Source organism: Streptomyces composti (assembly GCF_012034205.1).
GTDB lineage: Bacteria > Actinomycetota > Actinomycetes > Streptomycetales > Streptomycetaceae > Streptomyces > Streptomyces composti.
On sequence record NZ_JAATEM010000005.1, the window covers coordinates 89,708 to 104,682 of the forward strand.

A 14,975-nucleotide genomic window follows, 5' to 3' on the forward strand; every position below is an offset into this window, starting at 1 on the left:
GGAGAGGAGCTGGGCATGGTGACCGATCCCGTCGGACGATTCCTGGCGGCACTGGCCCCGGAGCGCCGGGAGGACGTCGGCTCCGCACCGCGCGAGGATCAGGAGCGGCTCGCGGCGGCCTGGGAACGCGAACTGGAGAGCGACGACGAACTGGACACGCTCGACGAGCTGTCGCCGCCGGCGGCGGAGGCCGAGGCGGCCCGCCGGGTGCTGGCGCGCCACGCGGTATAGCCCACCCCAATCCTGTCGCCTCTCGACGGGGGTCGGGCGTCCTGCCGCTTCTCGACGAGGGTCAGGCGCGCCGCCGGAGGTGGGTGAGCACCGTGCGCATCGCCCGTCGCACGGCCTCGCGCGCCTCCTGGCTGTGGTCGAGGGTCTCGAAGGCGTGCGGGGCGTCCGGCACGTCGATGATCTCGACGCCGGGCTCCCGGCCCTCGGCGGCGGCGAGGAACCGCTCCACGGTCGCGGCGATCTCCGGCGACTCCCGGCCCACCCGGGTGAGGACGAACGGGGGCAGGTCCCCGGCGTCCGCCAGCGCCGCCACCGGACGGAACCGGCCGTCGTTCAGACCCCAGCCGGGCAGCGGCGCGAGCACCGGGTAGGTGGCCGCCAGGCAGCGCAGCCACGGCGGGGGCGCGGCGATCCAGTCGGCGCTGAGCAGTCCGCCGCCCGAGAAGAACCACAGGGCGATCCGGTCGGCGTCGACGCGCGGGTCCTTGCGCACCAGCTCCACGGCGGCGGCCACGTCCGCGGCGGCGAGCGGGTAGGCGGAGAGGTCGTGCAGGCGGTGGTCGAGGACCGCTCCCATCACGCCCTCGGATGCCGCGTACTGCGCGTATCCCCTGAGGGCGGGCCAGTCGCGCGGGGTGGGGCGGGCGTCCGTCGGCAACGGACCGCCGTGCACGAAGACCACTGCCGGGTGCGGTCCGTCGCCGTCGGGGAGATGGAGGTCGACCGCTCCGTGGCGCTCCCGGGGGCGTTCGGGCACGTCCAGCAGGAACGGCCGCAGGTGCGGCGGGAGCTGACCGGCGCCGACCGGCTGGAGCCGGTGGCCCTCGCCGGCGGCGGCCTCCAGGAGCACCTCGGCCAGTTCGCCGGGGCGGGAGAGCATCGGCCAGTGCCCGGTGGCCAGTTCGAAGAAGGTCACCTCGGGGCGGGCCAGCACCTGCAGGGCGGGGTCCCCGAAGTCGACCAGACGCTGCACCATCTCGATGCCGGTGCCGTTGCCCGTGCACAGGACGCCCGTGGTGGGCAGCGCCGCTGCGGCGCCGGTCAGGCGCAGCGGCTGGATCAGAGTGCCGAGCGGTTGCGGTGCGGCGAGGGCGGCCAGGGTGTCGAGCGCGGCGGCGGACAGGCCCTGGACGCTCCCCCAGCGCGCCCAGCCCTCGCCCTCCGGCGGCGGCAGTTCGCCGTCGGGTCCCTCGCTCCCGGCGCGCGCGGCCACCTCGGCGCGGACCGTGCCGTCGGGCACGGCGGCGAGAGCGGGGACGCCGTCCCGCGGCAACCCCGCGTCGAGGTGGACGATCCGGCTGATGCGGTCCGGCCTGCGGTCCGCGGCACCCACCGCGGGGTGGATCCCGTAGTCGTGGCCGACCAGCACGATCTTCTGCCCGAAGGCCGACCACACCGTGTCCAGGGCCGCGACCACGTCCTCGATGTGGGTCTCCAGCGAGACGCCGGAGGGCACGGGAGTGCGGTCGCCGGAGAGCCCGGTGAGGGCGACCGGGTGCGCGTGGGCGCCCGCCTCGGTCAGCCGCGCGGCCGTGTCCCGCCAGATGCGGGGGCCGGTGAACACGCCGGGCACCAGGATGAAGACGGTCATGGAGACTCCTCGGCAGATCGTCGTCAGCGGTCCCGGATCGGCCCCGGGCCCGCACCGGCCGGTACCGTAGGAACTCCCCCTGAGGGAGGTTCAACTGTCCATGGCGCACGACGGTCTGTGGAGCATCGGCGAGCTCGCCGAGCACGCGGGCGTGACCGTCAAGACCGTCCGCTTCTACTCCGACCAGGGGCTCCTGCCGGAGGCCTCGCGCAGCGCGGGCGGGCATCGCCGCTACGGCCCCGGCGCGCTGGAGCGGCTGCGGCTGATCCGTTCCCTGCGCACCCTCGGCGTGCCGCTGCCCGAGGTGCGGCGGATCCTCGCCGAGCAGGACCGGCGGGAGGAGAACGGCGAACGCGACGGGGCGGGCGGGGCACTGGAGAGCGCCGTCGCGGGACGGCTTCGCGAGCTCGGCTCCGAGCTGAGGGCGCTGCGGTGGCGGGAGGCGGCGCTGCGGCTGGTGCACGAGTGCCCGCCCGGTGAGCGGGCGGAGCGGCTGATGCTGATCGGCTCGGTGGAGGTGCCGCCGAGCACGGCGCCGCTGGCGCGGTTCTGGCGCGGCTGGCTGCCGCCGCGGATGCCGGCCCGCGCGGTCGACGCCTTCCTGCAGGTGGCCGTCCCCCAGGTGCCGGACGATCCGGCACCAGGGCAGGTGCTCGCGTTCGCCCGGCTGCACGCCCTGGTGTCCCGTCCCTGCTCGGGCGCGGCCCAGCCGCAGCCCGCCGCGCACAAGGCGGCCGGGTCCGAGGGAGCGGCCGTGCTGTACGCCGGGCTCGACGAGGCGTACCGGCTGGCGGGCGTCCGGATCGGCCGGGGTGAGGCGCCGGGGCCCGGGGAGGCGCTGGACGGCTTCGTCGCCGCGTACGCCGCCGCGTACCGCACCAGGGACACGCCGGACTTCCGCCGCCTGCTGGCCGGGCAGCTGGCCATCGACCCCCGGCTGGACGGGTACTGGGAGCTGGCCTCCGTGGTGGCCACCGCGCCGGGAGGCCGGCCGGAGCCCACCCCGGGTGCGGCCCACGACTGGCTGCTCACCGCACTGCGCGGACAAGTGGCGGCGGACGCCTGAGCCGCAGTCGCCCGCGCCGTGCCGGCGGAGCCCCTGGCCGCCCGAGGTGCGCGCCCTCGCGTGCACGCCGAGAGGAATGTCAGTGGCGTGCGTCACAGTTGTGGAAGAGGTGGGCGCCGAACGGCGACGTCCGCGACAGCGCGAGAGCCGCAAGGGGAATCCCATGACCTACGCGATCCAGGCGGAGGGCCTGGTCAAGCGGTTCAAGGACACCGAGGCCCTGGCGGGGGTGGATCTGGCGGCCCGGACCGGTTCGGTGCTGGGCGTGCTCGGTCCGAACGGCGCGGGCAAGACGACCGCGGTACGGATCTTCGCCACGCTGCTGCCGCCGGACGGCGGGCACGCGCGGGTGGCGGGACACGACGTCGTCAGGGAGGCGTCCGCCGTCCGTTCGCTGATCGGCCTCACCGGCCAGTACGCGGCGGTCGACGAGAATCTCACCGGTACGGAGAATCTGCTGCTCATCGGCCGTCTGCTGGGCATGAGCAGACGGGACGCGCGGGCGCGGGCCCGCGAGCTGCTGGACCGGTTCCGGCTGAGCGACGCCGCGGGACGCGCGGTGAAGACGTTCTCCGGCGGCATGCGGCGACGGCTCGATCTGGCGGCCAGTCTGGTCGGGCGGCCCAGCATCCTGTTCCTGGACGAGCCCACCACGGGGCTCGACCCGCACAGCCGCGGCGAGCTGTGGGACATGGTGCGCGGTCTGGTCGCCGACGGCACCACCGCCCTGCTGACCACCCAGTACCTGAACGAGGCCGATGTACTGGCCGACGACATCGTGGTGATCGACCGCGGCCGGGTGATCGCCGAGGGCACGCCCGACCAGCTGAAGTCCGAGGTGGGCGGTCAGGTGCTCGAGGTCCGCCCGCTCGGCCCCGCCGACCTGCCCGTGGTGCACGCTCTGGTGAGCGAGGCGGCCGGGCCGGACACCCGGATCGAGGGCGAGGTGATCACCGTCCCGGTGAAGGACCCGGAGCTGATGCCGACGGTGGTGCGGCGGCTGGACGGGGCCGGCGTCCGGGTCGGCGAGCTGGCGCTGCGGCGCTCCTCGCTCGACGAGGTCTTCCTGGCCCTCACCGGGCACCGGGCGGAGCCGCGGACGGACGACGACGCGGAGAGCGACGACGCCGAGGGCGCCGGGGCCGCCGAGCCGGAGAGGGCGGTGAGCGCACGATGACCGGCGCGACGATGGCCGCCCCGCTCACCGGCCCGGGCCGGGTGCGGCCCCTGGCCTGGGCGAGCCAGACCCTGACGATGGCGTGGCGCAGCCTGGTGGCGGCGAAGCACAACCCGCTGGAACTGGTCGACTACAGCGTCACGCCGATCATGTTCGTGTTCCTGTTCACCTATGTGCTGGGCGGGCAGATGGCGGGCTCGTCGGAGGCGTACCTGATGTACGCACTGCCCGGCATCATCGTCCAGAACACCCTGTTCATGACGGTGTACACGGCGATGGCGCTGAACACCGATCTGACCAAAGGGGTGTTCGACCGGCTGCGCAGCCTGCCCATCGCCCGGTCGGCGCCGCTGATCGGCCGGATCACCGCGGACCTCACCAAGCATGTGTGGGCGATGCTGCTGATGATCGGCATCGGGACCCTGATGGGGTTCCGGATCACCGGCGGGCCCGGCGGGTTCCTGCTGGGCGCGCTGCTGCTGGTGGTGTTCGCGGCCGCGGCCTCCTGGACGGCGGTGCTCATCGGGATGCTCGCCGGGGACCCGGAGAAGGTGCAGGCGTTCTCGTTCACCGTGATCTTCCCGATCACCTTCGCCAGCAGCGCCTTCGTGGTCGTGGACACCATGCCGGGCTGGCTGCAGGCCTGGAGCGACGTCAATCCGGTGACGCATCTGTCCGACGCCTATCGCGGGCTGCTGGTCGGCGGTCCGGTGGCGGAGCCGGTGATGTGGTCGCTGGTGTGGGCCGTGGGCATCGCGGCGGTGTTCGCCCCGCTGGCGATGCGGGCGTACCGGGCGAAGGTCTGAGCTCACGCCCGCGCCCGCCGGGAGAGGCGTCTTGCCGGGTCGTCACACCCGGGACCGTGACGCCACCGGGCTGCGCAGCCGCTGGTGGCGCAGGCAGGAGACGACCACGAGCAGCGGGCAGACGGACTGGACGAAGGTGACGAAGCGTTCCGCGACGCCGAGGGCGCCGTGCCGCTGCATCTCGAACAGGAACCACAGGGCGCCCAGGCCCATCACCGCGGTCGCCGCCAGGCAGGGGCCCCGGCGCAGCGCCCACGCCGCCGTGCCGTCCGGGTCGTGGGCCAGGACCGGCCACACGGCGAGCAGGACGAATCCGACCGCCGCCGGCGAACCGTGCTGCAGGGAGCCCCCGCTGCTCGGCGCCGGGAACAGCGCCACCACCACGGCCGCCGCCCCACCGCCGCCCAGGGTGAGCCGCCCAGGGAGCGCGGCCGGCCTCAGCCCCAGGCGGTGGCCAGGTGGCACAGCCCGAGGACGACCAGGGCCGCGGTCATCACCCAGGCTCCGGGGGCGCCGTCGGCGGCCAGCACGCTGATGGTCTGGGTGGCGGGGTCGTAGGAGCTGCCCGCCATCAGGCCCGCGACCACCCAGCCGGCGGTCAGCGCCACGGGCGCCAGTCCCGACGAGAGCAGGGTCCACCACGGCACACGTCGCATCGGATCACCGTAGATCATCCGGAATCGCCCGCCCCGGTGCACACGCAGAGCGCGGCCGGCCGCCGGCGGGCAGGCGTCCGGGAGGTCCGGTGGGCCGGCGTCCCGGTGGCGGCCGGGCGCGGCCCCGCGTTGCTCCGGACGATGTACGGGGGCAGTCTTGACCCATGAGCGGCGGTCCCACGCTGATCACCTCCGTGCAGCGCGCCTTCCGGTTGCTGGAGGCGGCGGCAGGGCACGAGAACGGCGCACCGGCCAAGCAGCTGGCGCGGGAGACGGGGCTGCCGCCGGCCACCGCGTACCACCTGCTGCGGACGATGGTCCACGACGGCTATCTGCAGAAGCTGGACGACGGCGGGTTCGTCCTCGGCGACCAGCTCCGCACGCTGCACGAGGGCGGACGCACGCAGGCACTGCTCGCCCGGGTCCGCCCGGCGCTCGCGGCCCTGCGGGACGAGCTGGCCGCGGCCGCGTATCTCACCTTCTACGAGGACGGCGAGATCCGGATCGCCGAGATCGTCGACGGGCCGCGCGCGCCCCGGGTGGACCTGTGGGTGGGGTTCGAGGAGGCCGGGCACGCCACCGCGCTCGGCAAGTCCGTACTGCGCGAGCTGGACGACGCCTCCCGCCGGGACTACCTCTCCCGGCACCGCCTGGAGGACCTCACCCCGCGGACCATCACCAGCGAGCGGGAGCTGCTGCGCCGGCTCGACGCCGACCCCGAGGAGCCCGCGGTCATGGACCGGGAGGAGTACGCGCTGGGCACCCTGTGCGTCGCGGTGCCCGTCCACGGCGGCGGCCGGCTGGGCTCGATCGGTGTCTCCATGCGCACGGAGCGCCTGATCCGGCTGGACGAAGTGCGCCGGCTGCTGATCCCCACGGCGGGCCGGGTCACCCGCAACCTGTCACTCACCATCTGAAATCGGCACTCTTGCAGCAATACGGTATGTCCGGGTTTGCTTGAACATGAGAGGACATCCGCCGGACAGATCTACTAGGCGGCGCCCGCTGCGCTGCCGGTGAGGACTGCAGACACCACATGAGGCACGCCCGACAGCATGGTGACGACGGCCATCTGCCGAAGCTGCGCAGCGGGAAGAGGAGCAGGACCACGGATCGCGAGTCGTCGCCCCGGACGCGCGCTCTGGCCCACTGGGCCGGCACCACGCCTGCGCTGCCCCTCCTGGTCGTCTGCGTCGTCGTCCTCGTCGACATTCTCGGGGGCAGGGGGATGCTGTGGCTGCCCCTGCTCGCCACCGGCCCCGCTCTGGCGGCCGCCACCAGTGGGTGGCGGCAGGTGACGGGGGTCGGCCTGCTCGCCACGGTCGCCGGTGCGACGACCGGCGTCCGCGGCGGGGTGCCCGGCCGGGAGCTGACCGTCATCCTGGCCGCGCTGGTCACCGTCACGCTGGCCAGCGCCCTGGCCAGTGCCCTGCGCGGGCGGCGGGAGCGCGTGCTCGCCGCCGTGCGGTCCGTCGCCGAGACCGCGCAGCACGCGCTGCTGGCCCCCGTACCCGGCAGGGTCGGCCCGTTCGAGGTGGCCGTCCGTTACAGTGCCGCCGCGGCGGAGGCCCGCATCGGCGGCGACCTCTACGCGCTGATCCAGACCCCGCACGGCGTGCGGATGATCGTCGGGGACGTTCGCGGCAAGGGGCTGCCCGCGGTGGGGACGGCCGCGCTGGTGCTCGGCGTCTTCCGCGAGGCGGCGCACGACGAACCGGAACTGCTCGACGTCGTCGAACGGATCGAGCGCAGCCTGGCCCGGAACCTGGGGCCCGACGACTTCGTCACCGCGGTGGTCGCCGGGTACCCGGGCGGGGGGCACCTGGAGGTGGTCAACTGCGGCCACGCTCCCCCGCTGCTGGTCCGCGACCGCGAGGTGACCGCGGTGGTGCCCGTCCGGCCGACGCCGCCGCTGGGACTGCGCGCCCTGTCGGGAGAGGCGCCCTGCCTGCACACGCTGCCCTTCGGCGACGGGGACCAGCTGCTGCTGTACACCGACGGGGTAACCGAAGCCCGGGACGCCGACCGGGAGTTCTACCCCCTCGCGCAGGGGCTGGCCCGGAACGTGTGCGACGAGCCGGACCGCACCGTCGCCGCCCTGCACCAGGAGCTGCTGCGTCACGTCGGCGGCCGGCTGCACGACGACGCGGCACTCCTTCTCCTCCGCAAGCCGGTGCCGTCGGCACAGGCGGCGGGCGCGGCGCAGGACGGCACGCCGCCGGCGGGCGGCCGGGGCGCGGGCGCCCCCAGGGAACTCGACGCGTTCGGCGACGGCTTCGGCAGCACGGAGACCGCGGCCTGAGCGTGACGTCGCCACCGTGCCCCCGCCGGGGCATGCGCCCCCGGCCACGACGGCACCGGACACGTGCCCCCTGAAACACGACGAACCCCGGCCTCCGCAGCACGGAAGCCGGGGTACGTCGCCCTCGGAGCGCTGGGCAGGCCTTGCACCTGCATCTCCCCGCGGGAAGCGAGGCGTCTTTCCTTGGACCACCAACGCGCGGCCCCCTCAAGGGTGTTGCTCCCGTGGGGCCGGGATCGACTCTAGCGTGATCGGCTCCCCCGCGCGAATCGGCGACGCCGCACACCGGTCATATCACCCGATCGGCCCTCCAGTCGGACCACCTCTCCCCACTTTTCCTATCGATTTACTAGGGAAGTGTTGACCCCGGCCGACGCCGCTGCGCACGATGAGGACCGGCCGACTTCAGAGGAGACCACCTCCATGGGCATACCCCCTGGGCCGACCGTCGCCGAACCGGACGCGGACCGGGCCGGGCCGAGCCGGGAGCACTGGCTGCGGGTGGCCCGTGAGGCGGCGGACGATCTGGCCACGGACGCCGCCGCCCGGGAACTGGCGGGCAAGGTTCCGTTCGACGAGGTGTCACGGCTGCGCGAGGCGGGGCTGCTCACCCTGCTGACGCCGGCCGCACCCGACGGCGGCGGTGCGCAGTGGGCCACGGCCTGCGCGGTGGTGCGGGAGATCGCCGCGGCCGACGGCGCGATCGGTCAACTGCTCGCCGGCCACTACTTCCTGTCGTTCAGCACCCGCTTCCTCACCGAGCCCCAGCGCGCCACCCGGCTGCTGTCGCGTTCGGCGGCCCTGGAGTGGTGCTGGGGCGGGGGCTTCGCCCACCAGGCGGCACCGCCGACGCTGACGAAACGGCCGGGCGGCCATGTGCTGAACGGCCGGCAGAGCTACGCCACCGGGGTGCTGGTCGCCGACGTCCTCGCCGTGCGGGCGGTCCGCCCCGACACCGGAGAGCCGCTGGCCGTGGTGGTCGATCCGGTGTCCGACGGTGTCGTGGCCGGCGGGGACGCCGGCACCTTCGGGCAGCGCCTGGCGGGGGGCGGCAGCGTGGAGTTCGACGCGGTGCCCGTGACGGACGACGACATCCTGGGCTCGCTGTCGGCCGACGAGGACGAGATGCCGCCGCCGGCCGCGCTGGTCTCGCCGGTGGGCCGGCTGCTCTCGGTGCAGCTGCGGCTGGGACTCGCGGAGGGTGTGCTGGCCGAGGCCCGCGAGTACCGCCGCACGGGCGGCTGCTCGTGGGAGCCCGGCGGGCCGGAGCACGCGCTCGACGACCCGCGCGCGCTGACCGTCTACGGCGAGCTGACGGTGCTCACCCGTTCCGCCGCCGCGCTCGCCGGCCAGGCGCTGGACGCCGTGCGGCAGGCGCTGGCGCGCGGCGAGGAGCTGAGCTACGGCGAGTACGCGGAGACCTCCGTCCTGGTGGGCATGGCGGAGGCCGCCGCGGCCAGAGCCGCACAGGAGTGCACGGCCCGCGCGCTCGAGGTCATCGGCGCCCGGGCGATGTCGGCGCGGCTGGGCTTCGACCGTTTCTGGCGCAACGCCCGCACCCACACCCTCTACGAGCCGGCCGCCGACCGGCTCCGCGACGTCGGCGACTATTTCCTCAATGGCGCCTACCCGCCTTTCTCCCTTCCCGTCTGACACCACGTCACTTTCTTCGCCCCCTCTCCCCGGCATCGTTCGTGAACCATGCGCGTGGATTCCCGTCCGCTGTTGTGTGAACGGCGTACGTCGTTCGCATTTCAGGGTGTTGAGAGTGTGCGACGTGAGCCCTCGAGGCGTTGACCGGGCCTCGGAACCGCTGGTTCGCTCGTGACTGCGAGCAGGAATCGTCTTCCTTCCGCTCGCTCGTTCCACGCAGTAATTCCGGGCGGTTCTCCCGGCCTTTCGGACGCTCTCGACAAGGACCCTTTCACATGGCCACGACGGCATCGACCAGACGCCAGTTCCTCACCCTGCTCGGCCTTTCGGCGGTGTCCGTGAGCTGCGGTGCCGCCACCGGCGCACCCTCCGGCAAGGGCCAGACGAAAACGCTCAGGTACCAGGGCTGGGCCGGCCAGGTGACCCCCGCCGAACTCGCCGCGGACCTGGGTTATCTGGAGGACGTGGAGCTGGAGTGGGTCGGCAACACGATCAGTGGTCCGCAGGACATCCAGTCCGCTGCCACCGGTCAGGTCGACTTCGGCGGGGCGTTCAACGGAGCGGTGGTCAAACTCGCCGCCAACAATGCTCCGGTCAAAGCCGTCATCAGCTATTACGGATCCGACGAGGAGGCCTATCAGGGCTTCTACGTCCTCGAGGACAGTCCCATCCGCTCGCCCCGCGACCTGTTCGGCAAGAAGGTCGGAATGAACACCCTGGGCGGACACGCGGAGGCCCTGCTCGACATCTATCTGCGGCGCAAAGGGCTCAGCGCGGCCGAGGCCGCCAGGGTGGAGCCGCTGGTGGTGCCTCCGGTCAACACCGAACAGGCGCTGCGGCAGAAGCAGATCCAGGTGGCGGTGCTCGGCGGAATGCTCCGCGACAAGGCACTGGAACGGGGCGGCATACGCCCGCTGTTCACCGACACCCAGCTGCTCGGCTCGTTCAGCGCCGGAACCTATGTGATGACGAACCGGTTCCTGCAGCAGAACCCCGACACGGTCCGCACCTTCGTCACCGGGGTCGGGCGGGCCCTCGCCTGGTCTCGCGCCACACCTCGCGACGAGGTCGTCGACCGGATGACCGAGATCGTCAAGCGGCGGCGCCGCAACGAGGACACCACCGCGCTGAAGTACTGGCGGTCCTACGGCGTGGCCACCCCGGACGGCCGGATCACCGACAGGGAACTGCGGCTGTGGATCGACTGGCTGGGCGATCGCGGCGACATCGACAAGGACCAGGTCTCCCTGCCCGAGCTGTACACCAACGACTTCAACAAGGCCGGCCGGGGCAGCGCGCCCTCCGCCTCGACGAGTGGGAGCTGACATCGTGACCGCATCGACGTCGTCCCCCGTGCCCAAGCTCGTACTGGAGCAGGTGCGCAAGGACTTCACGGTCAAGCGGCGGGGCCGCGACGCCGGTTCGCCGGCGCGGGCCACGCGGCTGACCGCACTCGACGGCATCGACCTGGAGATAGCCGCCGGGGAGTTCACCGTCCTGGTCGGACCGAGCGGTTGCGGCAAGTCCACCCTGCTCGACCTGCTGGGTGGTCTCACCCGGCCGGACGGCGGGCGGATCCTGCTGGACGGCGCACCCGTCACCGGGCCCGGCCTCGACAGGGGCATCGTGTTCCAGCAGTACGCGCTGCTGCCGTGGCGCACCGCCCAGGGCAACGTGGAGTTCGGCCTGGAGGCCACCGGCGTGCCGCGCCGCGAACGCGCCGAGCGCGCACGTGAGTTCCTGGACCTGGTGGGTCTGGCCGGGTTCGAGGACCGGCATCCGCACGAGCTGTCCGGCGGCATGCGCCAGCGGGTCGCGATCGCCCGCAGCCTCGCCTACGACCCGGACGTGCTGCTGATGGACGAACCGTTCGCCGCGCTGGACGCGCAGACCCGCGAGGTGCTGCAGGACGAGCTGCTGCGCATCTGGCAGCGCACCGGCAAGACCGTCGTGTTCATCACCCACGGCATCGACGAGGCCGTCTACCTGGGGCAGCGCGTCGCGGTGATGACCTCCCGGCCGGGCCGCATCAAGCAGATCGTGCGGGTGGAGCTCGGCGCCCGCACCGACACGGACGACCTGCGCTCCAGTCCCGAGTTCGCCCGCCACCGGCACGAGATCTGGTCGCTGCTGCACGACGAGGTGGCCAGGGCCCAGCAGCTGGAGAAGGAGGAGGTTTCCGTATGAGCCCCACGACGACCGGTACGGCCCCCGAGGAGACCCGGAGGGCGGCATCGGCGCGGACGCCCGCCGCCGGGGCCCCCGGGCCGGCCGATCAGCTCACCACGGCGGCCCCGCCGGCGAATGCCTCCGCCCGTCCGGACGCACCCCGGTCCGGCCGGCTGTCCGGTGCCCTGAGGCGGCTGCCGCACCTGCTGCTGCACGCGGCGGCCAAGTCGGCGGCCGTGCTCGCCCTGCTGGTGCTGTGGGAGACCGCGCCCCGGCTCGGGCTGGTGGACCGCACCTTCCTGCCGCCGTTCACCGAGGTGGCGCGCGCCTGGTGGGAGCTGGCCGGTGACGGCCGGCTGCTCGACAACACCCGGGCCAGCCTGGCCCGTTCGTTCAGCGGCTTCGGCCTCGCGGTGCTGATCGCGGTGCCGCTCGGCCTGCTGATCGGCTGGTACCGGCCGGTGGCCGAGCTGCTCAACCCGCTGCTCGAGGTGTTCCGCAACACCGCCGCACTGGCCCTGCTGCCGGTGTTCGTGCTGCTCCTGGGCATCGGCGAGACGTCGAAGATCTCCATCGTGGTGTACGCGTGCACCTGGCCGATCCTGCTGAACACCATCAGCGCCGTCCGCAATGTCGATCCGACCCTGCTGAAGCTGGCGAGGTCGATGGACCTGTCCGCTCCCCGGCTGTTCCAGAAGGTGATCCTGCCGTCGTCGGTCCCGGTGATGTTCACCGGCATCCGGCTGGCGGGCGCCGTGTCCATCCTGGTGCTGGTCGCCGCCGAGATGATCGGCGCCAAGGCCGGCCTCGGCTATCTGATCAACGCCTCGCAGTTCAACTTCGCCATCCCGCAGATGTACGCGGGCATCGTGACGATCTCCGTCATCGGCGTGGCGTTCAACCAGCTCCTGGTGACCGTGGAGCGCCGGCTCAGCTCCTGGCGGATCCCGCTCGCCGGCTGACCCGCACCCTCCTGCCGCCCGCCGTCCTGTCATCCGTCGTCCGCTGAGGAAGAACCATGACCACGTCCCGCCCCCGTCAACTGCATCTGAACGCGTTCCTGATGAACGCGGGCCATCACGACGCCGCCTGGCGGCATCCGCGAACCCAGCCCGAGCGCGTCACCGATCTCGGCTACTTCCAGCACCTGGCGCGCACCGCCGAACGCGGCCTGCTGGACTCGGTGTTCCTGGCCGACGGGCTCGCCCTGTTCAACAAGGTGCGGCACAACGCCCTGGGCGGCTTCGAGCCGCTCACCCTGCTGTCCGCGCTGGCGGCCGTCACCGAACGCGTCGGCCTGATCGCCACCGTCTCCACCACCTTCAACGAACCGTTCCATGTGGCGCGCAAGTTCGCCTCCCTGGACCATCTCAGCGGCGGCCGGGCCGGCTGGAACATCGTCACCTCGGGGACCGTGGCCGAGGCCCGCAACTTCGGGCAGGACGAGCACCTCGAGCACAGTCTGCGCTACGAGCGGGCCCGCGAGTTCGTCGAGGTCGCCACCCGGCTGTGGGACAGCTGGGCGGACGACGCGATCGTGCTCGACCGGGAGCGCGGGATCTACGCCGACACCGACCGGGTGCGGCCGATCAACCACCGCGGTGCGTACTTCGGGGTCGAGGGGCCGCTGAATGTGCCACGCCCGCCACAGGGGCACCCGCTGCTGGTGCAGGCCGGTTCCTCGGAGGACGGCAAGGAGTTCGCGGCCCAGTACGCGGAGGCGGTCTTCACCGCGCAGCAGACGCTCGCCGACGGCCAGGCCTTCTACAAGGACCTCAAGTCCCGGCTCGCCCGCTACGGCCGCACCGAGGACCAGCTGCTGGTCCTCCCCGGCATCGCGCCCGTCCTGGGCTCCACCGAGGCCGAGGCGCGGGCCCTGGAGCAGGAGCTCACCGACCTGCAGGTGCCCGAGTACGGGCTGGCCCAGCTGTCGGGGATGCTCGGCGTCGACCTGACCGGGCTGCCGCTGGACGGCCCGCTGCCCGAGCTGCCCGAGGAGCGGGACATCAACGGCAACAAGTCCCGCTTCACCCTCGTCGCCGAACTCGCCCGGCGCGACGGGCTCACGCTGCGGGAGCTGATCGCCCGGCTCGGTGCCGGCCGCGGCCACCGGGTGTTCGCGGGCACCCCCGAGCAGGTCGCCGACCAGCTCGAGGAGTGGTTCACCCAGGGCGCCGCCGACGGCTTCAACGTCATGCCGCCGCTGCTGCCGGGCGGCCTGGAGGACTTCGTCGACCATGTGGTGCCGGTCCTTCAGCGGCGCGGGCTCTTCCGCACCGAGTACACCGGCCGCACCCTGCGCGAGCACTACGGGCTCGCCCGCCCCGAGAACGCGGCCCCGGCTCCCGCCTCCTGACCCGCCTGTGTCCCCCTGCCTCCCTCTTCCGGCCTCCGCTGCCCGACACACGAAAGGAACCGTCCCATGACCACCGGTACCGCCTTCGACATCCGCCGGATCGGCGGGCGCATCGGCGCCGAGATCCTCGGTGCGGACCTCTCCGGCGAGCTCGACCCCGCCGTGTTCGCCGAGATCAACGCGGCGCTCCTGGAGCACAAGGCCCTGGTCTTCCGCGACCAGAACCTCGACGACGCCGCCCAGCTGCGCTTCGCCGCCCTCTTCGGCCAACTCACCACGGCGCACCCCACCGTGCCGGCCGTCGAGGGGCAGCCGAACATCCTGCCGGTGGACGGCGAGGAGGGCGTCCGCTCCAACCAGTGGCACACGGACGTCACCTTCGTCCGTACGCCCCCGAAGGTGACCACACTGCGCAGCATCGTGGTCCCGCCCTACGGCGGCAACACGCTCATCGCCAACGCGGCGGCGGCCTACCGGGATCTGCCCGAACCGCTGCGCGAGCTGGCCGACCGGCTGTGGGCGGTGCACACCAACGACTACGACTACGCGGAGCCGAAGACCCGGAAGGCGGCCGAGCACCGCCGCCAGTTCGTCTCCCGCAAGTACCGCACGGCGCACCCGGTGGTCCGGGTCCACCCGGAGACCGGTGAACGCGGGCTGTTCATCGGCGGGTTCGCGCAGAGCATCGTGGGTCTGGGCAACTCCGAGTCGCGTGACATCCTGCGCCTGCTCCAGGCGTATGTCACCCGCCCCGAGAACATCGTGCGGGTGGTGTGGTCGCCGGGCGACCTGGTGGTGTTCGACAACCGCATCACCCAGCACTACGCGCCGGACGACTACGGCGACCTGCCCCGCAGGCTGCACCGGGTCACCGTGGCCGGTGACGTGCCGGCGGGCATCGACGGCCGGCAGAGCCATGTCGTCGAGGGCGACGAGGCCGCCCACTACACGCCCGCCGCCATCTGACG

Annotated in this window: 13 protein-coding genes and 1 pseudogene; 12 read left to right on the plus strand and 2 right to left on the minus strand. The window is 73.1% G+C overall.

What is annotated here, in order from left to right; all coding sequences use genetic code 11:
• The first annotated feature begins 15 nt into the window (after positions 1 to 15).
• Positions 16 to 231 (plus strand): hypothetical protein, encoded by a 216-nt coding sequence (locus HCJ93_RS05895; protein WP_167991721.1) that lies wholly within the window; start codon positions 16 to 18, stop codon positions 229 to 231.
• A gap of 61 nt (positions 232 to 292) precedes the next feature.
• Here the strand turns inward: HCJ93_RS05895 and HCJ93_RS05900 are convergent, their stop codons facing one another.
• The gene (locus tag HCJ93_RS05900; RefSeq protein ID WP_167991723.1) at positions 293 to 1,822 is read right to left on the minus strand and encodes an alpha/beta hydrolase; all 1,530 of its coding nucleotides are present in this window, start codon (positions 1,820 to 1,822) and stop codon (positions 293 to 295) included.
• Positions 1,823 to 1,916: 94 nt separating this feature from the next.
• Here HCJ93_RS05900 and HCJ93_RS05905 point away from each other — a divergent pair, with 94 nt between their 5' ends.
• The 3 genes from HCJ93_RS05905 (at position 1,917) to HCJ93_RS05915 (ending at position 4,871) form a co-directional block, all read left to right on the plus strand.
• A complete protein-coding gene (locus tag HCJ93_RS05905; RefSeq protein WP_167991885.1) occupies positions 1,917 to 2,888 on the plus strand; it encodes a MerR family transcriptional regulator in 972 nt (323 codons plus the stop codon).
• A gap of 163 nt (positions 2,889 to 3,051) precedes the next feature.
• A complete protein-coding gene (locus HCJ93_RS05910) occupies positions 3,052 to 4,065 on the plus strand; it encodes an ATP-binding cassette domain-containing protein (protein ID WP_167991725.1) in 1,014 nt (337 codons plus the stop codon).
• Positions 4,062 to 4,871, plus strand: a complete 810-nt coding sequence (locus HCJ93_RS05915) for an ABC transporter permease (RefSeq protein ID WP_167991726.1) — start codon at positions 4,062 to 4,064, stop codon at positions 4,869 to 4,871. The genes HCJ93_RS05910 and HCJ93_RS05915 overlap by 4 nt, the downstream gene beginning before the upstream one ends.
• A 42-nt stretch (positions 4,872 to 4,913) precedes the next feature.
• Here the strand turns inward: HCJ93_RS05915 and HCJ93_RS05920 are convergent.
• A pseudogene (locus tag HCJ93_RS05920) lies at positions 4,914 to 5,527 on the minus strand (DUF998 domain-containing protein).
• Between the two features lie 164 nt (positions 5,528 to 5,691).
• Between HCJ93_RS05920 and HCJ93_RS05925 the strand changes: the two are divergent.
• From HCJ93_RS05925 to HCJ93_RS05960, 8 genes are all read left to right on the plus strand, one after another.
• On the plus strand, positions 5,692 to 6,444 hold the full coding sequence (locus HCJ93_RS05925; protein WP_167991728.1) for an IclR family transcriptional regulator: 753 nt from the start codon (positions 5,692 to 5,694) through the stop codon (positions 6,442 to 6,444).
• A 119-nt stretch (positions 6,445 to 6,563) separates the two neighbouring features.
• Positions 6,564 to 7,829 (plus strand): PP2C family protein-serine/threonine phosphatase, encoded by a 1,266-nt coding sequence (locus HCJ93_RS05930; protein ID WP_167991729.1) that lies wholly within the window; start codon positions 6,564 to 6,566, stop codon positions 7,827 to 7,829.
• Between the two features lie 423 nt (positions 7,830 to 8,252).
• On the plus strand, positions 8,253 to 9,482 hold the full coding sequence (locus HCJ93_RS05935; protein ID WP_167991731.1) for an acyl-CoA dehydrogenase family protein: 1,230 nt from the start codon (positions 8,253 to 8,255) through the stop codon (positions 9,480 to 9,482).
• Positions 9,483 to 9,757: 275 nt separating this feature from the next.
• On the plus strand, positions 9,758 to 10,807 hold the full coding sequence (locus HCJ93_RS05940) for an ABC transporter substrate-binding protein (protein ID WP_167991732.1): 1,050 nt from the start codon (positions 9,758 to 9,760) through the stop codon (positions 10,805 to 10,807).
• A 28-nt stretch (positions 10,808 to 10,835) separates the two neighbouring features.
• Positions 10,836 to 11,669 (plus strand): ABC transporter ATP-binding protein, encoded by an 834-nt coding sequence (locus tag HCJ93_RS05945; protein WP_167991886.1) that lies wholly within the window; start codon positions 10,836 to 10,838, stop codon positions 11,667 to 11,669.
• Positions 11,666 to 12,613, plus strand: coding sequence for an ABC transporter permease (locus HCJ93_RS05950; RefSeq protein ID WP_167991734.1), 948 nt, complete (start codon positions 11,666 to 11,668; stop codon positions 12,611 to 12,613). The genes HCJ93_RS05945 and HCJ93_RS05950 overlap by 4 nt, the downstream gene beginning before the upstream one ends.
• A gap of 56 nt (positions 12,614 to 12,669) precedes the next feature.
• Positions 12,670 to 14,007: an LLM class flavin-dependent oxidoreductase gene (locus HCJ93_RS05955; RefSeq protein ID WP_167991736.1), complete on the plus strand. Its 1,338-nt coding sequence runs from the start codon at positions 12,670 to 12,672 to the stop codon at positions 14,005 to 14,007.
• A 66-nt stretch (positions 14,008 to 14,073) separates the two neighbouring features.
• Positions 14,074 to 14,973 carry a TauD/TfdA dioxygenase family protein gene (locus tag HCJ93_RS05960; protein WP_167991737.1) on the plus strand — a complete coding sequence of 300 codons (900 nt, stop codon included), beginning with the start codon at positions 14,074 to 14,076 and terminating at the stop codon, positions 14,971 to 14,973.
• The last annotated feature ends 2 nt before the right edge of the window (positions 14,974 to 14,975 follow it).